Origin of the sequence: Halorhabdus sp. SVX81, assembly GCF_029207715.1 — an archaeon.
Lineage (GTDB): Archaea > Halobacteriota > Halobacteria > Halobacteriales > Haloarculaceae > Halorhabdus.
The window spans coordinates 2,756,525-2,780,477 of sequence record NZ_CP104322.1; the positions used below are offsets into that span (position 1 = coordinate 2,756,525).

At 57.5% G+C, this 23,953-nt stretch carries 20 protein-coding genes; 14 read left to right on the top strand and 6 right to left on the bottom strand.

Translation table 11 applies throughout. The annotated features are described in order from the left end of the window. Positions 1–11: 11 nt before the first annotated feature. The 7 genes from queC (at position 12) to SVXhr_RS13840 (ending at position 5,247) form a co-directional block, all read left to right on the top strand. Complete coding sequence (queC, locus tag SVXhr_RS13810) at positions 12–707, top strand: 7-cyano-7-deazaguanine synthase QueC (protein ID WP_275738012.1); 696 nt, start codon at positions 12–14, stop codon at positions 705–707. A 50-nt stretch (positions 708–757) separates the two neighbouring features. Continuing rightward, positions 758–1,048: a hypothetical protein gene (locus tag SVXhr_RS13815; RefSeq protein ID WP_275738015.1), complete on the top strand. Its 291-nt coding sequence runs from the start codon at positions 758–760 to the stop codon at positions 1,046–1,048. A gap of 108 nt (positions 1,049–1,156) precedes the next feature. Continuing rightward, positions 1,157–2,176, top strand: coding sequence for a Cdc6/Cdc18 family protein (locus tag SVXhr_RS13820; RefSeq protein ID WP_275738016.1), 1,020 nt, complete (start codon positions 1,157–1,159; stop codon positions 2,174–2,176). A 532-nt stretch (positions 2,177–2,708) separates the two neighbouring features. Continuing rightward, positions 2,709–3,374, top strand: a complete 666-nt coding sequence (locus tag SVXhr_RS13825; protein WP_275738018.1) for an RNA polymerase subunit sigma-70 — start codon at positions 2,709–2,711, stop codon at positions 3,372–3,374. After that, on the top strand, positions 3,371–4,066 hold the full coding sequence (locus tag SVXhr_RS13830; RefSeq protein WP_275738020.1) for a hypothetical protein: 696 nt from the start codon (positions 3,371–3,373) through the stop codon (positions 4,064–4,066). The genes SVXhr_RS13825 and SVXhr_RS13830 overlap by 4 nt, the downstream gene beginning before the upstream one ends. Positions 4,067–4,600: 534 nt before the next feature. Then, positions 4,601–4,750: a hypothetical protein gene (locus SVXhr_RS13835; protein ID WP_275738022.1), complete on the top strand. Its 150-nt coding sequence runs from the start codon at positions 4,601–4,603 to the stop codon at positions 4,748–4,750. A 14-nt stretch (positions 4,751–4,764) separates the two neighbouring features. Continuing rightward, a complete protein-coding gene (locus tag SVXhr_RS13840) occupies positions 4,765–5,247 on the top strand; it encodes a hypothetical protein (RefSeq protein WP_275738024.1) in 483 nt (160 codons plus the stop codon). Positions 5,248–5,418: 171 nt separating this feature from the next. On the opposite strand, the gene SVXhr_RS13845 is transcribed toward SVXhr_RS13840, so the two are convergent. From SVXhr_RS13845 to SVXhr_RS13860, 4 genes are all read right to left on the bottom strand, one after another. Then, positions 5,419–6,612: a hypothetical protein gene (locus SVXhr_RS13845; protein ID WP_275738026.1), complete on the bottom strand. Its 1,194-nt coding sequence runs from the start codon at positions 6,610–6,612 to the stop codon at positions 5,419–5,421. 4 nt (positions 6,613–6,616) lie between these two features. Beyond that, positions 6,617–8,320, bottom strand: coding sequence for a hypothetical protein (locus SVXhr_RS13850; RefSeq protein WP_275738028.1), 1,704 nt, complete (start codon positions 8,318–8,320; stop codon positions 6,617–6,619). A 636-nt stretch (positions 8,321–8,956) separates the two neighbouring features. Then, positions 8,957–9,853: a hypothetical protein gene (locus tag SVXhr_RS13855; protein WP_275738030.1), complete on the bottom strand. Its 897-nt coding sequence runs from the start codon at positions 9,851–9,853 to the stop codon at positions 8,957–8,959. Next, positions 9,846–10,442 (bottom strand): hypothetical protein, encoded by a 597-nt coding sequence (locus tag SVXhr_RS13860; RefSeq protein ID WP_275738032.1) that lies wholly within the window; start codon positions 10,440–10,442, stop codon positions 9,846–9,848. Before SVXhr_RS13860 ends, SVXhr_RS13855 begins: the two co-directional genes overlap by 8 nt. 506 nt (positions 10,443–10,948) lie before the next feature. Between SVXhr_RS13860 and SVXhr_RS13865 the strand changes: the two genes are divergently transcribed. The 5 genes from SVXhr_RS13865 (at position 10,949) to SVXhr_RS13885 (ending at position 17,136) form a co-directional block, all read left to right on the top strand. Continuing rightward, on the top strand, positions 10,949–13,699 hold the full coding sequence (locus tag SVXhr_RS13865; RefSeq protein WP_275738034.1) for a UvrD-helicase domain-containing protein: 2,751 nt from the start codon (positions 10,949–10,951) through the stop codon (positions 13,697–13,699). Between the two features lie 70 nt (positions 13,700–13,769). Further along, entirely contained in the window at positions 13,770–14,696 is a 927-nt protein-coding gene (locus tag SVXhr_RS13870) for an ADP-ribosylglycohydrolase family protein (RefSeq protein WP_275738036.1), read from the top strand. A 347-nt stretch (positions 14,697–15,043) separates the two neighbouring features. Next, positions 15,044–15,238 carry a hypothetical protein gene (locus SVXhr_RS13875; protein WP_275738038.1) on the top strand — a complete coding sequence of 65 codons (195 nt, stop codon included), beginning with the start codon at positions 15,044–15,046 and terminating at the stop codon, positions 15,236–15,238. 364 nt (positions 15,239–15,602) lie between these two features. Beyond that, the gene (locus SVXhr_RS13880) at positions 15,603–16,574 is read left to right on the top strand and encodes a hypothetical protein (RefSeq protein WP_275738040.1); all 972 of its coding nucleotides are present in this window, start codon (positions 15,603–15,605) and stop codon (positions 16,572–16,574) included. Continuing rightward, on the top strand, positions 16,567–17,136 hold the full coding sequence (locus tag SVXhr_RS13885; protein WP_275738042.1) for a hypothetical protein: 570 nt from the start codon (positions 16,567–16,569) through the stop codon (positions 17,134–17,136). The genes SVXhr_RS13880 and SVXhr_RS13885 overlap by 8 nt, the downstream gene beginning before the upstream one ends. Before the next feature lie 95 nt (positions 17,137–17,231). Here SVXhr_RS13885 and SVXhr_RS13890 read toward each other — a convergent pair whose 3' ends face one another. Then, the gene (locus SVXhr_RS13890; protein ID WP_275738044.1) at positions 17,232–18,482 is read right to left on the bottom strand and encodes a tyrosine-type recombinase/integrase; all 1,251 of its coding nucleotides are present in this window, start codon (positions 18,480–18,482) and stop codon (positions 17,232–17,234) included. 253 nt (positions 18,483–18,735) lie between these two features. Further along, on the bottom strand, positions 18,736–20,856 hold the full coding sequence (locus SVXhr_RS13895) for a hypothetical protein (protein WP_275738046.1): 2,121 nt from the start codon (positions 20,854–20,856) through the stop codon (positions 18,736–18,738). 447 nt (positions 20,857–21,303) lie between these two features. Between SVXhr_RS13895 and SVXhr_RS13900 the strand changes: the two genes are divergently transcribed. Next, entirely contained in the window at positions 21,304–22,554 is a 1,251-nt protein-coding gene (locus SVXhr_RS13900; protein ID WP_275738048.1) for a hypothetical protein, read from the top strand. Positions 22,555–22,672: 118 nt separating this feature from the next. Then, on the top strand, positions 22,673–23,950 hold the full coding sequence (gene hemG / locus SVXhr_RS13905; protein ID WP_275738050.1) for a protoporphyrinogen oxidase: 1,278 nt from the start codon (positions 22,673–22,675) through the stop codon (positions 23,948–23,950). Positions 23,951–23,953: the final 3 nt, after the last annotated feature.

Consider the following 23,953-nt stretch of genomic DNA (forward strand, 5'->3'; position numbering starts at 1 on the left):
CCATACTAATTATGGATTCAAAACGCGCAGTGATTCTCGTTTCCGGTGGAATGGATAGTGCTACTGCGGTCTACGAAGCGGTGGACCGTGGATACGAACCGTACCTTCTACACACTTCGTACGGTCAACAAACAGAGTCAAAGGAGCGCGAGTGTGCCAAAGCGCTGGCGGAAGAAGTCGACGCGGCGGACTTCCTTCACGTTGAAACCAGACATCTCGCCGCGATTGGTGCCTCAAGCCTCACGGACGATTCAATCGATGTCGAAGACGCAGACTTAGAGAGTGATGAGATTCCGACCTCGTACGTTCCCTTCCGGAACGCGAACCTCCTCTCCATGGCGACGTCATATGCAGAAGCCAATGACTGCTCAGCGGTGTTTATCGGCGCTCATAGTGAGGACTTTTCCGGGTATCCGGACTGTCGGCCGGCATTTTTCGACGCCTTCGAAGACGTGATCGACGCCGGGACGAAACCAGAAACCGAGATCGACCTTATCGCGCCCTTTGTGGAGTGGTCGAAGACCGACATCGCCGAACGAGGGATGGAATTGGGTGTTCCCTACGAGCTCACGTGGAGTTGCTACCGTGAGTCATCTCCTGCGTGTGGGACCTGCGATGCGTGCGCATTCAGATTGCAGGCCTTCCAGCGGATCGGGGTGAAAGATCCGATCGAGTACGAGGAGCGACCAGAGTACGTCGACGGTTAGATTATCCGCCCTCGTGGTTTTGTGAGCCCTCATGGGTGAGGGCTCCACCAATGAAGAAAGAGCTCAAACTCCTCGATGAAGATGGAACAGAAACTCAGTTGATCGAATCGAAACACCCAGATTGGGAGGAACTCAGTGATCCCTGTCCGGAATGTGGCGGAACTGAATTCCGTCACTTCACAGCTGAGGGAGGAAGATACGGTATCGATGGTGACGTGGTCAAAAGACGAAGTGATTACTGGAACTCAAAACGCACGCTGCTTACGCAATGTCTGAGTTGTAAAGCAGTACTACAGCGTCATCCTGCCTTCGATCTATTGTACGAACTCGAGGAGCATTGACTATACTGACGAAGTGGAACGGAGATAGCTGAGTGGTTTGTTACTCTTTCTGGAAATTCCGGAATCAACCCGCCGCCATTTAATGTGTCGGCTGTTCAACCAACGATCATGATCATCGACGCCCGCTTCCTCCGGGAAGAGTTCGTGCCCCGGGAGGTGGTCCACCGCGATCCAGAGGTCAATCATCTCTCGAGTGTCCTCCAACCGCTCGCAGACGGTCGACCCGCTGATACTGCTTTGATCAGCGGGCCTTCCGGGTCCGGGAAAACCTGTATTTCGAAGTTCACTGTTGACCGACTCAAGCAAGAGAACCTCGACGTCGAATCCATCTACGTCAACTGCTGGGACGATCACTCTAGATTCCAAGTGTTGTTCAGGATACTGGACGAGGTCACGAGTACCGTCGATATTCATCGCCAATCCACACCGCGTGACGTCCTGTTTGAGCGACTTCGTGACCACGAGGAACCGCCCTGTGTTGTCATCCTGGACGAGGTAGACCAACTCGAGGACCGGGAAATCCTCTATGAACTACTGGGGTTGCAGTCGTTTTCGCTCGTTCTCATTGCCAACGATGTCGAAGAACTTCTTGCCGAGGTCGACGAACGACTGGCAAGCCGTCTTCGCAGTGCCGAGCACATTCGCTTTCACACGTACACGACCGACGAACTCGTGGACATTCTCCGCGAGCGAGCAGATCGAGCACTCGCCCACGACGCGATCTCAAGTTCGGAGCTCGAACTAATTGCCGACGAGGCCAGTGGAGACGCTCGTGTCGCAATCGCGACGCTCAAACTCGCAGCACGGCAGGCTGAGCGCGACGATGCTCAGCGAATTACGACCGACCATGTCAGACAGGCCGTCCCGGACGCCCATCAGGAACTTCGACAGAAGAACCTCGACGCACTGTCGGATCACCAGCGCAAGATCTACGAAATCATCGAAGAACATGGGTCGATCCCGCCCGGTGATCTGTACTCAGAATATCGGTCTCGCGTCGACAACCCGAAATCTGATCGAACCGTTCGGAGCTATCTCACGAAGATGGAGCGGTACAACCTGGTTACGGCTGAGGGATCAACTCAGGACCGCCTCTATCGATGTCTGGCATCGGCGAGTCCGTCGTGACTTATTCCAGATGATATCTATTAAATCTAAATGATTAGCTTTCAGTGTCAGTAGTAGAAAATTGCTTTCCAGTCCAGTCGCGAATATAACGATGAACTGATATCGCGACCAAACTCATCATCTACTCATGGAGGAGATTCCTCAGCCTTCAGATGATCCATACTCAGTCGGCGATCGAGTACAGGTATACATCAAGATGGATGACCCCGATTCCCAATATCATGGTACGATCTGTGAAGTTGTTGAGGTTCTTAACGATAATCTCGATAGAGCAACCGGGAGGGACTTAGATGCATATTCGTACAAAGTTCGAGACATTGAATCAAATTCGGAACTGCCAATCTCATTCCGGCACCGTGATCTAGTTCCAGTCACAACTCCGAAATAAACAGTTGTATTGGCTATTGTCTGACTTATGGCAAAGAATATACGACTTCATTTATCAGGCGATGAATTTCTCTTTGAGTTTGGACTGTGAGCGAATGATAAGATACTTTACTCTTGCATAACTATATGCAACCATAAGAAAAATATGTATACTGCATGCGGGGAGAAGGCGTTGAAGACGCTACTCGCGATTGATCCGGGCGATACGATCGTCGGCGTCGCCCGGAAGATCGACGAGAACCGGGAAACGATCCGCCGGACCGTCGATCGGCTGGAAGCCGAGGGGTACATCGCATACGACGATGGACTCACTGTCGTCGACGAGTCCGTCCGAGAGGCGGGACTGCAGTTGCTCGCGGCCTCGGCAGGCGTCTCACCACCGTCGATTTCCGAAGCGTATGTCCTCCCGCAGTTCGCCGGCATGGACTTCGCGTTTACCGGGATCGACGCGGTGTACGTCTGGACGCGCGGCGGTTACCAGGTCGCACGGGAGCCGGACGATTATCCCCTGTTCATCGCCGTCGAAGAACCTGACCTCGAAGCGTGGGAGCGGTTCTTCGAGCGGTTCAATATTCCCGTCTCCCGCGAGCGGCAACCGCGCGACGAGATCAACGGACCACTCCAGGTCGTCGTCGAACCTCGCGACGCGATCGATGCGGATTCGGTCGACGGCCGGCCAGTCATCACGCTGGACGAGACGGTCGCATTCGCCCGGGAACACTACGCCACGTTCCAGTCGGCCCTGTCCATGCTTGATCGCATGTACGACGAGGTCGATAGCGACGCGAACTACCGGATGGAGCCAGCATGAGCCAGGAAGAACGCAGCGAGGCCCTGATCGAGGTGCTCGAGGATATCCAGGAGTCGGACATCGCATTCGTGCTCGTCGGTGGCTACGCCGTCAGCCAGTTCGAAACGCGCTTCTCGACCGATCTGGACCTCGTCATCGCGCCCGACGAATACGATGAAGTCGTCGCGTTTCTCGAAGCCCATCACTTCGAGCGCCAGGACGCCCTCGAAGTCCCGCCCGAGGAGACCATCTACGATCGTGAGATCGAACTGTTCGAGCGCTCCGAGGACCTCGTCCATCCTGTTGGCGTCGACGTGCTGGTGAACGGCCTCGGCTGTCGACAGACCGACGCGGAGTGGTCCTTCGCGTATCTCCGCGACCACAGCACCGAACGCACGATTTCCGGTGGGTCGAAATCGACGACGGCGCGCACCGCGGATGGCGAGATTCTGGTCGCCGCGAAACTCCATAGCGCCCGTCCGACCGATCTCGCGGACGTGCTGGCTGCCGTCCCGGAGATCGACCTCGATGTCGTCGAAACGCACCTCCACCGTGGCGACCCGGACGCTCTACAGGCGCAACTCGAAGACGCACGGGAGTTCATCGCGGAGGGCGGTCTGGACCACCGCTTCAAGAGTCTGTTCGGCCAGTCTGCGGCGTCGAGTGACGACATCGACGACTTACTCGACTTTCTCGAAGGGCAACTCCTCTGATACAGGGGGCATAGAACCGTTCCCTACCTGAGATCGAGTATCAGAGTGATTAATACAGGTGAACGAACTGACATGATATTTCGCTATCTGACCGCTTTCTGTTAAGACCGGCGTGACCGATACAGAAGATGAGTACAACACAGTAAGTTCGTTATTTCCCTCTAAACCGATTGAATCAGCCGCAAGAACAACCGGACTTTCTGAGGGAAATCCCTGGCAATTGGAGATGACGTTTGTCACCCCCCATGAGGCAGATGAACCGCATGAAAACTGGATCAATGATCCGCATTGATCGCTGAGGAGACGGTGTACGTCGGCACGACCACAGAGACCCAATAGAACGACTGATAGGGATAGCCGTTCTTCGTTATCCGGTACAGTAATAGGACGGACACCAAAACTAACTGTTACGATGCCTGATGGCCTCGCCGACCAGCTTAATGAGCTAAAACCCGGGACGAGGAAGCACAGGAAACCGTCAAGCAAGTCATCGAGGACGCTCTCACCGAGACCGATCTCGTCTCCGTCCAGAGTGTGACCCAGAGCACCACGGAGGGATCGGTGAAGGTGAAGATCGACTATGGTGGTCTTGAAGACGCATTAGCCGAACGTGACGAGTTCGATGACCTCAATGTCAACGTCCGCTCCGGCGACATCCACGTGAGGCCCGAGGGAAATCCGTAACCGCTGATGGCCGCATGAGACGACTGACCGATCCGATCGGCACCCGCCTGCTGAACTTTATCACCAACGAGTCCGTCAAGGAGGACGCCAATGAACGGCTGAAAGACCCGGCAAGTGTAGTCCGGCAAGCCCGGGAAGAATTCCTAGACTACTTCGCCGGACGGACGAAGGTCTACCTCCTCGTAGCAGCCGCGCTCCTCGCGGCCATCGGCGTAGTCGACATCGGAACGTGCGGTGCGGTCCCTAACCAGTCCTATGGGTTGACTCTTGACCTGTTCGGCGCCATCGTTCTGGCACGAGGCCTTCTGAAAGGACCGTATGGTATGGCAGCCGAATCCGGCGAGTACTGGAATCAGTCCCCGCCGCTCCGGCGGGCATTGGCCGAGGATGCAGCCGACGGCATCTGGGGCGTCACGTTACTCGTTACCGGCATCCTGCTCCAGTTCCTCGCAGTCGCCGGCGTCGCTGTGTTCACTTACCAAAATTGTCCGTTCTGAATCTGGAGTATCCATGAAGTACGGTCTTACAAGGAATACGGCTCAATCGATACTGGCGAGTCAAGTCAGAAGAATGTCAAAGGGCGAGAGGGAGAAGTCGAACAGTGAGGAGAATGTAGATCTGTTCTGAATCATTGGTCGAACTAATTCCGGTCGGAGGGAAGTGCCGGTTTAGTTGGGAAGGTGTATTGCGATTACGCCAAGGTGTATTTCTCTGTCGGGGTTTTCGGGTATGTGGATTTTGTAGTTGTTCCAAGACTCGCCGGCTTCGCTGACGTGTTCTATGAAGTTGGGGTGGTTATGGATGATGGAGTCTATTTTTTCCAGTACGGGAGTGATTTCATTTCTCTTGACGAAGATAATGAGGGAGGCTTTGGATTCTCGCCAGGTGAGGTAGCTGAGTAGCTGGTTGAGTTTGTCGTTGCACCACTTTGGGCCGTCCCAGATGCCGCATTCTGCTACGAACAGGTTGCTGTTGTCGTAGCGGTAGAGGATGTCTGTCTTCCCGTTCTTGTTGAAGGTTTCTCCGGTGACTGAGCCTTCGAAGTGGGCTTCGAGGAAGAATAGGATGTAGTCTCTGAGGTCTTCTTCTCCTTTGTCTTGGAATAGGTGTGGTGAGCGCTCGAATCCTTTCCCGACATCGTAGATGACTTGGAGTATTTCGCGGTAGATCTCGGTGTCAAGTTCTGGTTCCAGCTCTCCGCTTTCTTTGAACTCGGTGGAATTGCTGTCGCTGAGAGAGACTTGTTTCCGGGATTCGGGCCCTGGTACGGAGAAGGTCTCTGGGACTTCGTCTCGCTTTTTAATGGGGATGTCGAGGTCGGAGAACTCGTCGTGTTTCTCTCGGGTATCTTCCTTATGTTCCTCGAACCAGCGGGTGACCTGGTCTCGGAGATCTGCGTTGAATTTCCGGACCTGCTTGGCGACAGGTTTCGCGTGGTCTCGGAGGTACTGGGTAACTCTCTGGATTTCTGTGTCGAGTGAGTCGCTGTCCTTGCGGTGGGCGTCGATCTTGTGGTAGATGTGGTCGCTGCCGACGTAGAAATCGTAGATCCCGATGTTGCTCTTGTGGCTACTTGGCTTCTTGTAGAGCATTTCCTGGTTTCCGGTGTAGGGGAAGTAGACGACGATCTGGGAGTCAGGGCCGGATCCTTCGGGTTCTGCGTAGCGTTCGTCGAACTGGATGACTGGCGGGTCAACAGAATATTTCTCCACGACCTGGTCGATATACTGTTGCTCGTTAGCCGTCAGGATGGTTTGGTCATCTTCGTCAATAATGTGCTCCTGGGCCTGGTCCTTTCGAGACTCGAGCTCTTTTCGGAGCCTGCCTTTGGTGAATAGCTTGACCAGGGGATCGCTTCTCATGATGTCAGTAGATCAGTCCGGCGATGATCCAGCGGTCACCGTTGTCTCCGAGAGGGATGATCTGCATATGGTAGTCGGTGTAGTCGAAGTTGTCTTCCTGTAGCTGTTCGTTGACGCGCTCCTCGATATTGGTCACTCTGTCGTCGTTCCAGGATTGTGTGTTGAGGCCGTCAAGCTCTCGGGTCTGTTCCGGGATCCCCCAGAGGAAGACTTTCTCACTGGAATCTTTCAGCTTGGTTTTGATGTTGGAGACGATTTCAGAGGCGGCGTCGTCCTTCTCGAGGTCTTTCTTGTTCTTGTATTCGATGAGTCCGCCGTATTCGTTTTCTTTACTGGAGACAACATCCCGGTTCCGGGCTGAGCCATGGTTGATGTTGATGAGCTGGGTTATCCCGTTCTGGAACTGATTGCCAAGTTCTCGGGAGAGAACGTGCAGTAGCAGGTAGGTTAGACAACGGCTGGCTGTTTCTCCGCTGAGGTTCACGATATGTTCGTGCGTGGTTTCGGCAAATTGCCGGAGTTCTGGTGTTATCTGATCTTCGTCGATGTTGAGGAAGGTGATAGTGTTAACTGTGAACTCATTGGCGGCAGCGGACTGAGAGGGATGGAAGAGCGAGATTTCTGCTCCGTTGATGATATCTGCGAAGATATGGTCCGCAAAACTGCTGTTAAGATCTATCTTGCCGTTCGCGTAGATGACGTATAGGTTGTCTGGCAGGCTTCCTTTGTCGAGGACTCGCGTATCTTCGTCTTCATAGTAGATCTCGACTCGATCCTGCTTGTCTTCCGCCTTCTCAACATCGTTGTCGAATATTGAGACGGAGGATCCCTCTGGAGAATCGAGGTCAAGTAGGTCCTGGTAGCGTCGGCGCTCTCCGTCAAGACTGAAGCTGTATTCTTTGAAATCGCTCTTGAATGAACGAGGGGATTCGTATTGCTCGCCGCCCCAACGAATTTCTTTGATGAGGTGTGGGCGTTCGTCGTTGAATGCGAACTGTTCTCCTCGAAGTGTCAGTTCGCTTCCGTTGAGCCATTTGTCCTCGAACTCTTCGTTGGTGAACTCGAATTTGCACTCAAGTCCAGTCTTTCCCTTGTAGTAGGTGATGATTTGGACGTTCTTTTTCTGGTAGTGGAATTTGCGCTTTGTGACCCCAAGAAAGGCTCTGAAGGAGTCTGATCCAGTGTCGGTGAAGTGTGAGAATTTGATTACGCCGTCATTGGTTCTTTCGAAGAGAGCAGCTGATAGGATGTTGTCGACGTCGAGGAAGCGTCTGATTAGTTCGATTTCGCCTTCTTCCTCTTTGATCGACATTCCACGTTCGGCTCGGACGTGTGCGAGGAGGAATTGCTGGCCGATGTGGATCAGCATCGCGTACTTGTTGGCCTGACGTTGCCTTTTGCGAAGGCTGTCGCAGAACTGGCTAAGAAGGAACTTAACAGGGTCTTCTTCTGGCCCCTTTTCGAGAACCTGTATAGCGAGATCTTTGGGAAGTTCGTCCATCTCGGTTTCTGAGACATCGATTGGGTACCGTAGTTTTCTACTTCGGATGTAGTCAAGCAGTTCGCCGACGTCGCTGAGTTCGGAGGGTGACTCAATTCGCTCGGAGATAGGGCTGGTAAGACGATCCTGTGATTTGACCCGTCGGTAGAAGATTTGTGCTTCCTCGAAATCGCCGTCTTCATTCCCTATTTCTTGTTGCCTTGACATCAGTTATTGTCCAGATTGATGCTGTTTGGGTAAATTTTTGTCGAGCGGTGTCATATTTCTTTCTGATAGAATAGCAGAGGTTGACCTTGCAAGTGACTAGGTTTCCCAATCTAGCGGCTACCTATCCTTTGCAGCCCCTCGTTAATAAGGTAGTCTGCGTACTCCATCTCTTCTTTTCCTGCTCTGAAAGGTTTTCCGCAGGTTTTGAGATGTCCTCACTACTTCCACGAGTTCCATCTCAATATGGTTACGACTAGAGTCGACTTTTCGTTCCAGTTTCTCCTTAGCCTCATCACCTGATTCGTGCATCACCGCGTATCCTTGGACGAAATTGTCGAACCGTGGCCCCGACGCAAGTAAACGCTGCAGGGGATTAGTAAGCGGAGGTACGTGTTGCTTTCCGCCTATGATTGGCACCAAAGTTATGGCCTCGGCACTCACGACTCATAATCTATCCATAGTGAATGTGTTTAGCGGCCCTATCGAGACCGTTCGTTCTGTTACTGGGCGCTCAACGCTCGATAATCCGACTCCAAGACTTAACAATACATATGAGCCCCCAGCAGGGCCATTCAATTTGCTGATTGCAAAGCCGGGAAACACTGCACTCGTTTCGGCGAGTAAAAAATGATAAGATCACTTATCATGAGCGAATGTTCCTGCCCGAACTTCATCGACACACCAAAACCAATAAATTGGCCACACGGTTTCGAATCCAGACAGCTCCTGATTGAGTATACGAAGAGTTTCGACAATATCTTCATCTACTTGATCAATAATAGCAGAGGCTTCTTCGGCTGCCGCCTCGCTCAACCTGGCTGATCGGTCAGACACTAGTTTCTCAATATATCGCGCGTAGCCTGCTGCTAGTGTAGGTCGTTCGGTAGCCAGCGCGTAGCGTTGCAAATTCATTATCGCTTCAATGACTGGCCCAAACTGTTGATCGCGAAGCCCTGCACACATCTGTGCTTCAGCGTAGTGACGGTCCTCATACTGCGGTTCGTTTGTGTCCTCGCGGCTGTCGTACCAGTCATGAAATATCGTGGACGGTGGTTCACTCAGAAGGCTTGCTTTCTCATGTGTATCCCGCCATTCAACCCAAGTATTGGATTCTGTGTTCACTGGTTGTCTCTCTTCGAGTTCCGGTGGACGTTTCGAGGTGTTCTGTGTCACATCGCTTGGTAGCGGTGAGAGTCCTTGATTCTCTCGAAGGTATGCAATTACGTGTCCAGCTGGAGCCCCCCCTTCGTGAAGAAATCCAAAACGAACCGCACTCGTGTGTACCTCGTCAAGCCCCCGCAGGAGTGAAGCTACTGCCGTTCCAGTAGGTTTTACATCTGCTGGATAAGTCACGTCGGCCATGTCTGCATAATCAATCATTTTCAAGCGGCCATCGTGCCAGCCGATATTATCTTGATGCAGATCGGGATTTACCCTTCCAGAACGATATAAACTAGCTAAAGCCGCTCCGAACTCAGTCCACCTATACAACCTCTCTAATGGATTTTCGGGGACATCGGACATCTCATTCATTTTCTAACAATAATATTAGGATGTATTGTGCTGTGACTTCCAGGCCTTGGTCTTGAGATGAAATATCGAACGGAACAAACAAGCCGTACGTTTGGTTGGATTCACTCATAAGAAGGTTGTTTAGAACACTACGGCTAACCCAGTTATCCTCCGATGTCGACCCAGTAATTGTGACACCGTCTGCCTCATGTTTCACAATAACGCCCCCTTCCTGAATATTATTTGATAACATAACACTACCAGCAAAGTAATGCGGTACTCCTACACTCGTTTCGTCAATGGAGTCAAGAGAGGGGAGGTTTGAGGCCTTAAGCCTCTCGGCAACTGCTAGTTCTTGATCAATGGTATCCGTCGTCTCAATGCGAACTTCTTCATTGATTGATTTAGCTTGGCCAGTTGCCTTTCCTTCGAGTTTGACTCCGGGTAAAGATGAAATAAGGTCAGACAGCCCGATCTTGCCTTCTACTCCTGCTTGGAACTCCTCCCCACTTCTCATTTGGATTTCGTCCGGTGTATCTTCGACTTGTCTATACAGCCGCGCTAAGTAATTCTCAGAGCGATATAGGATGTGAGTTGATCCCCATTCCATGTGGAGTAATTACTGTGGTTACACAAAGATTTTGCTCAGATTCACGGGGAATTCTAATCTTGGAAACGCAGTATGGTTACTCCTCCAACGGCGGGTCTTGCGAGGGGATGTAGATTCGTTTTGGAGGGACTGTCGCTTGATACTCGATTTGAGGTCGTCGTAGTGCTGACTTGCGAACTGACTGGGGCCTCTGGAGACCACGGCCCCAGACAAACTACCTTATTCCGTCGTCTAACCCTCAAAGACGGGGGCCACTGCACTCATAGGCCACTTCATCCCATCGATTTGCTGAATATGCGCACTGTACCTTGCACTGCTAGCAGAATATATCCAAATAGGAATATTTTCCAGTGGTCCATACGCATATCTACTGAGTAACTGTTTCACCCCACTCATAGAACACAATACCTCATGATCGGGTCTATATTAGGTTCCTTTTGACGCGGATCCATACCGGTCGCCGAGGTGCCGGACGTTTATTTAGGATCGTCGAGAGAAATTCCGCTATGGGAACCGTCGGGGAAGAGGAAATCGAACCGATCGACGAGCCGTCACTGCCGGTTCGTCTGTTCCGTCGGTATGCCCCCAGACCACTCGTTCGATTGTTTCTCGGCAATCCAGACGAACGACGTCGCGAATTCGAATCAGCACTTGCGACTCTCGAAGACGAACTCGCCTCTCTGAACGAGGAACAAGCAGCGCTCCTTGACGGTGAGCAGTACTTGACGACGCGGGAACGACGCGAGTTCACCGACAGCCATCGGCGTGCGATCGACGAGTACGACGAACTTCGATCGACGACGTGGCCGTTCCCCTACGCGGACGAAGACCGCGGTCGGTTGGACTCGATCAGATCGGAACTACAGGCAATTACAGACCATCTCGACGGATACAACGAGTCGTTCGTCGAGCGACAACTGGAGCAGTACGAGGACCTCTTCACCGACATCGACGAGGCGGGCCACGACCTGAATCGCGACCAGCGAAAAGCGGTCGTCCGGAACGACGAGTACAATCAGGTCATCGCCGGCGCGGGGACCGGGAAGACACTCGTCCTCACGCATCGGATCACCTACCTCATCGAACGAGGTGTCGATCCCGACCAGATCGCAGCCGTCACACTCACCCGAAACGCCAGAGACGAGATTCAGAACCGTCTCGCAGAGCGATTCGACATCACCGAGGTCACCGTGGAGACGATCCACAGCTTCGCCAACGGGATCGCACGGCAGGCGACGGACGGGAATCGCTCGACGATCGACGATCGCGACCGCCGGAACTTCGTCGAGGAACGGATCCGAGAAAAGCTCGATGGAGGCGATCCCACGTTCACCCGGCACTATCGCCAGTTTCTGACCCACTACTCGACCGAGACGCCAGTCCCCGACGATCACGAATCGCGAACCGAGTACGTCCGGGCGCGGTCCGAGCGGTCCTACGAGACGCTCGCCGGCGAAACGGTCGCATCGCAGGCCGAGAAGGCCATCGCGGACTTCCTGTTCACGCACGACGTCGAGTATCAGTACGAGGCGATCGCCGAATGGGCCGAGACGGGCGAGGACAGGGACGTCTACAGTCCGGATTTCCATCTGCCCGCATACGACATCACTATCGAACACTGGGGGATCGACGAAAGCGGTGACGTCGCGCCGTGGTTTTCCTGGACCAGCGAGGAGTACCGCGAGAAACTCGCGTGGGCACGCCAGCAGTTCGCTTCGAGTGACCACACCCTGGTCGAAACCTACGATTTCGAATACTGGGCCGGCACCCTGGAGAAAGCCCTCACCCATCGTCTCGCGAGACGTGGCGTTCGACTGGATCCGATGAGTTTCGACGACCTCGTCGATCACGCTCTCGACGACCACGAGCGCGAGCGACACCTCGTCGGACTCTTCGCGAAGTTCATCGACAACGCCGGGACCTTCGATACCGATCCCGACGAGATCCGAGACGATCTGTCCCGGCACGATCCCCGCGAGTATCACTTCGGTGTCTGTGGGTCGATCCTCCTCGAGGAGTACAAAGACTGGAAGCGACGGAACGGTCTCGTGGACTTCGACGACATGATCTATGACGCCGTCGCGGCCGTTCGCGAGGATCCGGACCGGTTTCAGTCGCAGTTCGAGCACGTCCTCGTCGACGAGTTTCAGGACGTCGCGATCAGTCAGATCAGACTGCTCGACGCGTTGACCGACGGGCCCGACGCACCGCACCTCTTCTGCGTCGGTGACGACTGGCAGAGCATCTACGCGTTCCGTGGCGCTGTCGTCGAGTATTTCGTGGACTTCGAGGAATACTTCGGGCCGGCAGCGATCACGGAACTCCGCGAGACCTATCGCTGTCCGGAGACCGTCCTGGACGCGAGTACAGACCTGATCGCGAACAATCCCACGCAGATCGAGAAGCGCCCCGTGGCCTGCAGTGGCCGGGAGACGACACCACGGCTCCACGTGCTCGACGGGTACGACGAGTGGCAATATGCGGACCGAGTCGGCGAATACGCGGCGACTCTCGTCGAGCAGTACCTGAACGAGGGCAGTGATCCAGAGGACGTGATGATCCTCTCGCGGTACGATAGCGGGGCGCCGTTCGTCGAGCAGGTCAAGGAGGCGCTCGAAGAACGGAGCATCCCCTACGACGGGAAAGCAGACGGCGACCGATATCGGCCCCACGGTGCAACGGCCGGGAACGACGCTGGCGTGTCGGTCTTCTCCGCCCACCAGGCGAAAGGACGCGAGGCACCGCACGTGATTCTCCTCAACGTGGCTCGGGGCGAGGACGGGTTTGCACCCGAGGTCCGCAACAACGAGCTATTGAACCCTGTCCGTGACGTCTCGGCGAACACCGAAGCCGAGGAGCGACGCCTCTTCTACGTCGCCCTGACGCGCTCGGAAGCGACGCTCGATCTGCTGACGAAGGCGGGCGAGGAGTCCGCGTTTCTCGACGAAATTGGCGAATGCCTCGCACGGAGTGAGAGCGTCGTCGATCCCGGTGAGGTCGGCGAGCGAGTGCGCATCACTGCGACGGTGGCCACGCTGTGGGACGACCCGCACGAAAGCCAGGCACAGGCGGGCTTGCTCGAGGACGAGAGTGGCCGGATCAAGTTCGTCTCGTGGGCGCGAACTGACCCACCAGTCGTGGAAGAGGGGGCGACGTACGTCTTCGACGAGGTCGAAGTCAGCGAGTACAACGGTGATCGGGAGATCCACTTCACGAAGTCAACGACGATCCACGGGCGAGAGCAAGGGAATCGGTGATCCGGCGACAGTGGGATCGGAGTTGCCGAGTGGGAGTGGGTTTAACGGACTGGTCATCGTGGGTTCGCCCATGGTTTCGACCGACGCTGCCGAAGGCGTTCTCCTCGGGTTGGCCTGCGGTGACGCACTCGGACGACCGCTCGAATTCAGGTCCGGCGACGAGATCGATCGAGAGCACGGCACCGTCACGGAGATGCTCGCAAACGGCACGCACGGCAAGCCAGCGGGGACCGTCACCGACGATACCGAACTGGCACTCCGGATCGCACGGAGTCTCGTCGAGAACGAACGCTTCGACGGCCAGGATATCGCCGACCGGTTTCTGGAGTGGTTCGAGACCGATCCGTTCGATATCGGGTTGATGACCGCCGACGCACTCCGGGAGTACAGCCACGGGACGGACTGGCGGTCGGCCGGTCGAGCAGTCTGGCAACACCGCGCCGAAGGATCGAACGCCGGGAACGGGAGCGTCATGCGATGTGCGCCCCACGCGATCGCGTTTGCCGACGACCCCGACACGCTCGCCACGGTGAGCACGCAGTCCTCGGCGATCACCCATTACGACCCACGGTGTCAGTACGGCTGTGCCATCCTGAACGAGACGATCGCCGGATATCTCCGCGGCGAGGATGATCCGTTCGGTGACGCGTTCGCTGGTGTGGATAGTGAGGCGCCGGACGAACTGGTCGAGACGCTTCGGTTGGTCCCGGATCTGATCGACGAGGGCAGCCTCGAAACCAGCGGCTACGTCGTCTACACGCTGCAGACGGCGCTATACGACGCGTTGACTGCGGACTCGGCCGAAGCGGCGATCGTGTCGGCCGTGAATCGCGGTGGCGATACGGACACCATCGGTGCCGTGGCTGGTGCTGTTGCAGGTGCGCGATTCGGAGTGGAGTCACTACCCGATCGCTGGCTCGAACCGCTCGACTATCGCGAGGACCTGTCCTTGCTCGCACGGACGCTCGCGACGACTGAGATCAGCGCATCGGTCTGATTGTCTTCTCAATCAGGCATCCCGAGAAGGGGGCGATGATGGAGGGCTTTCTGCCGGCTGTCTCGCGAATATCTCCGATCAGCGAACTCGTGAAATTCCGGAAGTAGCGCGCCTTCGCTTACGTTTCTGGCAGTCCCACGTTGATTTGCAATGTCCCGAAATGACCCTGCGTTCGGGGACGGCTTCGATCGACCAGTCTGTCCAAACGGCCATACGGCGTGGACGCGGTCGAACGGCCACTACTGGTGTCACGACTGTAGCCGTCTCCACGGCGCAAACCCCGAGTTCGACTCGCTGCGAGACCCGGAAACCGGCGATAGGATCGACCCAATCGAGGTGAACGCCTCGTGACCGGCGACGTGCCGGAATCGACCCGGAAGTACGCCCGGGAGAACCGCGACCAACTCGAGTACATCCTCCGGCATGGCAGCAGCATCGAGATCCGGGCCTACGCGGCGGCGCTGCTCATCCGTGGATTGTCCGATCCAGAACTCGATCAGGTCGTCCAGGAACTGGAGACCGGTCGCGAAGTGCTGACCTGATGTGAGTTTTCGCGCCCTGTTTCCGGTATATCGTTCGCGACGTGAGGAGTGCCACTGTACAAGATCAGCCGGAGGGACTCCCGATCAGAAATAGAAATACTCTGAACATCATACTGAACTAAACGGGGAATTAGCGATATTTCCGACATTGGCAACGCATAGCATACAAGATACAAAGAGCAGATATACCACTATACCCTATTCAGAGCCATACAATCCATGCTATTGCCAGCGTTTGACCGGTGGCGATAGTATTTGCAAGGGTTAATGATTGATCTTCAGCGTACTATTATCGTAACTGGTCGGTTGGTACAATAAATATAGACTCTATGAATAATCAAACCATATTGAGTAATAGACACTCATGCGCTTAGACTGGGGCGCTATTGACGAGTTCTGGGAAGGGTTCATCAGAGATCACGATACCCTCATTGGCCCGACACCACTACAGGCTCTTCCGGACAGTTCAGAAGCCGATGAATGGAAGACGGTGGATGCATTCTGGGATGGATATGTAGAACAACAATTACCTCAGCTCAACCGGCTTGAAAATCTGTTGACGACAGTTCGGGACCGCTGGAACAATCGAATGGGTGCCTTCAATGCGGATCCACTCTCCGCAAATTGGGGACCAAACAGCACTTACGAAGGCCCCTTGCGGACCACTATCGACGAAGAAGATTGGTCACAGTGGCTCGCCCACCTTCTGCGAACATCGACTGGTCCATTCGTGGCGGAATTATTGGGTCTTCCAAACAAGCCACCGGAGACGGTTCGTCGTGAGGTCGAATTCTCGGATAACAAATCGACGCGTCGTATTGATATACTCGTAAAGTATCCAGATACTGCCGTCTCCATTGAGGTGAAAAACGGGGATTCAAACTATGGGAAGACACCCGAGACAGCCAGGCTCATAGAGGAAAAGGAAAACCAGACGTGGACACACATACTATTGTTACGACGAGTGAATAGCCCGCGATTGCGCCAGACATTCAGTGATGACTTGATCACTGACGAGCAAACCCGACCCACAATTCGATCCCAGAATGACCCTTCAGTGGAAGTCCGCTATTGGCAAGATGTAAGCCATGCTCTTCGATGGATATTGACTGAAGGGGACGAACCAGACAGCCACTGGCAGGCGAGTGCCTACCTGTTCGTTACGCTCATTGAACAGCGAATACTTGATCTTCACTCCATGGAATTCATCGATTCCGAGACGGGTAGCAACAATACATCGTCATCGGAGAATCTCCACCGGCTCGTTGCACTTGACCCTGAAAGGCAAATCCGCTATCTTGAAGCGTTGTTAGCGAAGGATACTACCCATGAATGAGGAATTCATCAGCAAAGGCATCCAAAATGATCGGTATTTGAAGGCTGTTCGATTATATAAAGAGTTTGAGGAGGAGATGTTCACCGTACTCAAGAACGTCTCAAAAGACGTAATTGAGGCCAAACCTGCGTGGTTCCCCGACGATCTCGATCAGGCGAAGAATCAGACGAGACGAAGGACGGAGCCATTGGGGCATATACGCCTGGATACGAAGATAGCCCGAGTTAATGCGTCTGGCGACCAGCTAAAATTCCATGTCTGTATCGAATGGACGCAACCAGAAGTCCATCGGCACGACGAGCATTCAGATGGGAGCTTATGCATTATATTCTACAAGATAAAGAATCTTGATAGAGCTGAGTACGACCAGATTCGACAGCAAACCAAGCAAGACGACAAATGGGATGCCATCCAGTTCGATGATGATCTCTGGAACGATGATCTTGGACTGTTCTATATCCCTGTTGATAGTGGATCCGCTGTCAAAGAAGGATTCGAAATTCTCAAAGAGCATTTTATTGAATTTGGCGATGAGTACGGTGAGCCCGCGGTAAAGGACTAAAATAGAAGCACTCGACCGCTTCTGGCACCTCCGGAACCACCACGCCCGATCTTACCCACTCTTACAGCGTACGAGCGCCGGGTGCAACCCGAATGTCAACTGTCGCTCAGCGCTTCACGGAATCGTTCGGCGTCTTCGAGGAGATCGGGCCGGTTCTCGAAGACCGTCATCGCCTCCTGGGCCTTCTCGATGTCGTCGAGGAGCTCGGGATCCTCCTTGATGAGGGTCAGAATGGAGTCCCGGAGGTCCTGCTCTTCGGCCTTGATCTCCTCGACGGCGTCGTGGGAGGTCGCCTGGCCGCACCAGACACAGAAGTCCTTCTCGCGGGGCGTCTCCTTCCCGCAGCGCGGACAGTCCATCGGCGCGATGGGGTCGGGTTCGTCGTCCTCGTCGATCTCGGCGCCGTGGATCTTCGCGAGTTCGCGGTCGGCGTCCTCGCCGAAGACGCTGACGTAGCGGGCGGCGACGTCGCTGCCGCGGACCCACCCGTGGTGATCCTCGATGTGGGCCTGGTTCATCCCCTGCGAGGCGAGATAACTCGCGGAACTCTTCCGGAAGTTGGTGAACGTGACGGGCTTGTTCACGCCCGCGTCCTCGGCGGCGCCCTCGAGGATCTTCGTGAACATTCGGTAGGAGAACTCCTCGGCACGGTTCAGCTTACACCACAGCGGCGCGTTCGGATCGTCCCGCGCGGGATGATCGGCGAGCCAGCGCTGGAGGTACGGGACCGAGGGTATCAGCGTGACCGTCCGCTGACCGGTCTTGCCCTGGAACGTAAGCTGATAGCCGTGGCGGTGGTCGGCGACATCGCCGATGGTGAGACTCCGGATTTCGCCACTGCGCGCACCGGAGTCCCACGCGACGGCGATCAGCGCGGCGTCCCGGCTGTGGTTCGTCGCCTCGATCATCGGGAGGACGTCTTCTTCCCAGTGGAGCATGTCGCCGGGGTTCGGCGCTGGATCGTAGTTCCGCGGCGTCCCGGACGGAATCCAGTCGATGCTTTCGGGCGGGTCGTCGTCCCCGTCGGTCACCCGACGACCGAAAACCCGAATCGCGACCCGGAAGTCCCGGTTGGTCTCGACGTTGTCGTAGGTACGATTGATCCACCGAACGAGTTCCTCGGCGGCGTCTCGATCCGCGAGTGCGTCGGCAAGCCCGCCGACCTTTTCGGCCATGTTCGTGCAGTGGCTGAGAAGCTTCAGGTGTCGGTGATCGCTGTACTGCTGCTGGAGAAGGTAGAGTTCGTCGCTGAACTCCAGGAGAACGTCTCGATCGGCGTCGCTGATGTCCTCAGACTCTCGAATCCGCTCGCGCATGTTCTCGATTTGCGTGTCCGGATCGGTCATACAGGTAGATGTGTCCCAACCCTCTTTAAATTAGGGCATGTGAACTACCAGTTCAAATCCGGGAGGCGGCATTTTATTGCGACCGAAGGGAGCAGTGAAAACGTCCCCCGACCGTGATTTGAACTAGACCAGAAAGGCGCAGCGAAGCGAGCATTTCTGGGCGTGGTTCACAATCCGGAGGCGGCACTCTGTTGGAGGCAGAACCACAAGCCGCAATCAGGCCGACAAACTCCGGCGTCGTTCAGCCGCCCGGTCAGAGCTTCTCGGCGTTCTTCGCTTGGTCGGTCCGTCGCCGGGCCTGCTCGAGTCGATGCTCGGCAGCGTTGGCCAACTCGTCCGGAAGCGAGCCCCGAGCCGCCTCGATGCGGGTTTCGACGCGGTCGAGTCGGGTCGCCACCGCCTCGAGCTGGCGATCCGCGTTACCCCGGTCGCCGGCCACCGCCCGTTCGGCCGCCCACCGGGCCGCGTCGACGATGGCGTCGAGCACTGACACCAGCCCCCGGACGGGACCGCCCTGACCGTCGGCTCCGTCCGCGTCGGTTCCGGATCCCCCTGCGTCGTCGGCATCGCCGTCGTCGGAATCGCCATCGACCTCCTCGGCGACGGCCGCCACCGCTGCCCGCGTCTCCTCGGCGAGGGCGACCAGATACGTCGCGAGCGACTCCTTTCCTGTCCGGGGTGCGTCGAGACGCGTGCGCGCCTCCTCGCCGGGATTGACGCGGAACGCACCGACCTCGTCGTCGGTGTCCCGAACCTCGGTCGTGAAGGCCCCGCCGCGGTGGAGATAGACGGCGTCGGGGCCCGAAAGCGGCGCGTCGTAGAGCCGGCCGGCGAAGTCGTCCTCGACGGCGAGGCGATCGAGGTCGCTGTCGGCCCCGTCGGGGTCGATCTCCAGTTTCGTCGCGTTTTCGCGCGCTACCACCGGAATCTCACCCGCCGATCCTGCGACGGTCGTGCCGCTGCCGTCCGCGACAGTGACAGGCTCGCTGTGGGGTGCGACACCAGCGCCGTTGATGGAAAGGCGGTGCTCGCCCGCGGGGACATCCTGGATGACGGCGATGCCCTGGAAGGTTGGCACGGCTTCGGGCTCGCTCTCGAAGAGGGCAAACAGCTCAAGCGGGGAGGGGACGGTCGTGAGTCCCTCGTCTTCGGGGGCGTCCTCGGCCGCGACGGCGTTGGTCACCCCTGCAACCACCTGGTTCACCGGCGACGGGTCGCCGATGGCCTCGTAGCGGTCGGCCAGCGCTTGCCGGTGGTCCGTCTCGCTGATGTCGCTGGCAGGCTGGTCGTAGCGGTCGTCCGCCCAGGGGACCCCGGTCGTCGTGATGTGGCTGGCGATCTGATCCTCGGCGAACTCGGGGATGGCGAACTCGAAGCTCAACTGTGGGCCGGTGAAGTCATCGATGTGTTCGAGTTCGGCACTCGAAACCAGATCGTAGGTCCGGTCGGCGTCGACGCCGTCGCGACCCGCATACTCAAAGTGAATACCCGTCTCCCGCGCTGGCAGCTCCGTCGGCGGCGACGTCAGGTCGTCGAACGACCGGATCGTGAGTCCATCCGGCAGGAGGTTCGAGGCGTCGACCGAGGGGAGGCGGTCGTGCTCGACCAGCGGGTCGCCATCGAGTTCCGGGACGACGAACGGGAGTCGCAGTCCCTCGTCGCGGGGAAGTCCATACGCCAGCGGGATCGACGCGATGTTCTCTATTCCCTCGAGAAGACTGTTGGTGATGTCCGCGCCGCTGTCGTCGAAGGCCAGTCGCTGGAAGGAATCGGCGTCGTCGTTGACCGAGAGCCCGCTCGAATGGGATCCCAGCTCCGAGAGGACGCGCGGCCGTCGGTCCGGGTCGGGGTCGAGGTACTCGTTGTTCGGCACGGATCGCGAATGGGAACTGGCGACGTACAGCTGTGGCTCGTCGGTCTCCGTATCGATGAAGACCTGCAGCACTTCCCAGTCGTGCCAGTGGAAGTTGGTCGTGAACTGATCGAACGCGGAATAGAGCCAGAACTGGACGACCGCAAGCGGCGACGCTGCGTACTCGACGACGTGATAGAACGCCGTCGGTGCCGGCGGATCGTCGCTGCCGCCCGCCCGAACGTACCCCTCGAGCGCGTCGAAGCCGTCGACGACGGTCCGACCGTCCTGCCGGCTCTCGTAGGCCCGCGGATCGGTCGGGAACCACCGCTCGTTGCGGTCGAAGTAAAGCGCCGGCGCGAACTGTTCGGCGAGCGAGCGCGCCCGCTCGTCCGCGACCGACTCGACTGTCGCGTCCGCACCCGATTCGAGAACCGAGCAGCCGGCGAGTGAAGCTGCTGCTCCCGTCGCGACGGCACCGAGCAACGCCCGCCGGTCCAGCGAGGGCGCGTCGTCCGCCATTCAAATCGCCTCACCGGCGAGGAATGGGGCCAGTCGGGACCGACAGTTGGCGCATGGCCACTGTGGTTGGAGCCGCATTGTACAGTCAAACAGGGAGCAACGCGGAATAGGCTTCCGGCAGGCTTGACCTCCGACTGAGGACGGAGATATGACACTCGATCTGTATCAGCCCCTGATTGTGCGTGTCCCCTAGTCCGTGCCGCAATCCCTCCTCGAATGCGAACGAGAATCCAACGTTCGAAAGGGTTCGAGTCGAGGTCTCGAAAGGGGCCGCCTCAAAGAGAGACGGCCCGGCGGCAAGCATCGGCTGGCTCGGTGGCTTCCTCGGCGGTTACCTGGCCAGGGACGACTGACAGAATGACGTCTCCCTGAACCCCTGTCCCCAGAGCGACAGTCGGACCGCTTTCCGGGCCGAAGATTCTTGCCGCCGTTGTCCGTGCGAGCAGTATGGCCACGAAAGCGGCGCTGTCCGAGCCGCAGGTGCTCGCTCACGCGAAACAGCGACTGTTCCCCGAACCGACGGCCGAAGATACCTACGCGGTCGTGGACACACAGTTCGCGAGCGAGGAGTGGCTCGCCGGCGAGCCGATCGAGCCGGCCGTTCGGGAGCAACTAGCTCCGTTCAACCACGTCCAGATCGGCTCCGGGTATCCCGACCTGGTCGGCGTCCGACAGCTCGAATCGGCGTTGCTCGCCATCGAACGCTTCGGCGACGATCCCCCGGTGGTCGCGATCGAGGCGAAAGGTTACACCGAAGGCCGGACAGTCGATGTCGAGCGCGGGATCGTCCAGGCGTACGATCGATTGCACGAGGCCAATGCGGCCTACGTCGCCGCCCCGAAGCCGGCGATCTCCAACTCCGCACAGACGCTTGCACGCGAACTCAACGTCGGCGTCCTGGGCGTCGATAGTGGCGGGACCGTCGATCCACTCGAAGTGCCCCGCGTCGTCGGCAATCGAACGGTCGACGAGGCGGCGGCGATCCGGTTCCAGGCGACGGCCCAGGGCGTCGCCGAGAAATCCTTCGGCCTCAACCATCCGAAGAACTACCTGGCCTATCCCCTCGCACTCTATCATCCGGACCCGACCGATCAGGTGCTTGGGGAATACGTGGTCAGCGCCACCGACGGGGCCAGACAGGGCGCGGCGTTCCTGGGGCTGATCGACGAGGCTCCCGACGGTACCACGCTCACCCCGCTCGGCAGGGAAGTCGTGCGATTCGCCCGGCATCGCTACGGGACCGTGGAAGACGCGCTCGTGGCGTTCGACGCCTGGCAGGGCTCCCGAAAGCGATTTGTCGAAATCGCGCCCGAATGGGGCCAGCTCACCAGGCGAGTGCTGTGGTCGTATCCGGCCACGAAACTCATCGTCGAGGAGCTTCAGACGATGCACGACGACGGCATCCCCGAGCCCTCGCTCGTCGAGCTGGTCACCTGGCTGTACGTCCACCATCCGACGTTCACCGTCGAGTTGTTCATCCGTGGGAGCGATTCGGCCCGCTCCCGTGTGCTCACGGAAGATGGAGAGCTCAAAGCGTCGGCACTCTCGGACGGGAACGTCTATCACGCGCCGACGGTCTTCCAACTCAAAGCCATGTGCTACCACGCGGGCATCCTGACGGAACGCGGCGCGGAACCCCACCGGCTGGATCCCGAGACGGACGTCTGGCAGTTGGTCGAGCCACTCGACCACGGTTGATGAGGCGGCCTGGTCAATAGCCTTCCAGGGGGATTAATACGACCAGCCCGTAGCTGGAAGACATGAACGACGAGACCACGCAGCGAGCGTCGTCGGAGAGACTCCACGGGGTGAGTCGATGACGGTCGCCGTCATCGGGGCCGGGATGTCCGGACTCTCGACGACGCACTTTCTCGCGGAGCAAGGGGCCGAGGTCAGGACCTTCGAAGCGGCGAGCGAGCCGGGCGGTATTGTCCAGTCGACGACCGTCGAGGGCCACGTCCTCGAACGGGGACCACAGCGACTCCGCCTCTCGAAACCCGTCGAATCGCTGGTCGAGACGCTCGATCTTCGTGACGAATTGCGCTTCGGCGACGACGACCAGCCCCTCTTTGCCTACTACGACGGACAGCTCCGCCGGATGCCACTGTCAGTCCGGGACGCGATCACGACTGACCTGCTCTCCTGGCGCGGCAAGGCCCGCGTCCTGCTCGAACCGCTGACTGGCGGGGCAACGCCGAACGAGACCGTCGAGTCGTACCTCACCCGGAAGTTCGGGCACGAAGTCGCGACCCGGTTCGCGGGCCCGCTGTACAGCGGTCTCTACGGCACGGACGCCGACGACATGTACGTCGAGTACTCCCTTGGCAAGGCGCTCGATCGCTTCGGCGTCGAGGGCAGCCTGCTTGTGTTCATGCTGAAGAAGTTGCTGCAGGGGACCGAGACACCCCCGATCGTCACCTTCGAGGACGGTCTCCAGACACTCCCGGAGGCGATGTATGCGGCTCACGAGGAATCGATCGACCTCGAAACGCCCGTGACTGGGGTCGAGCCGGACGGCGAAGACTATCTCGTCCACACCGAGGACGGGACCGAGCGGGCCGAGACCGTCGTGTTTACCACACCGGCCCCGACGACCGCTGCGCTGCTCGAAGACGTCGACAGCGAGGCCGCCGGGACGATCAGTCAGTTCGCCTACAACCCGATCGGCGTCGTCCACCTCCATTCGGACTTCGACGGCACGGGACACGGCTTTCACATCATCGACGACGGATTCAAAACGGACGGCAGCACCTGGAATCACAGCATGCTCGGCCGCGATGGCGTGTTCACGTCCTACGTCGGGAGCGGCGATTCGGAGTTCTTAGACGCCGACCCCGCGGTCATCGGACGACGAGCGGCCGAGGAGTTCGAGACCGTCACCGGCGCGGCGGCCACCGTCCTTGACGCGGCCGTCCTCCGGCCCGGGATGCCGGCCTACGATCGATCGTGGGCTGCGCTGGACGAGCTTTCGCTTCCGGACGGGATCGAGATCTGTGCGAGTTTCATGAGTCGAGCCGGGATCGTGGGTCGGATCGCCGGGGGCAAGCGGACGGCAGCCGCCATCGCCGGGGAATACCGTCACAACCGCCGGTGACAG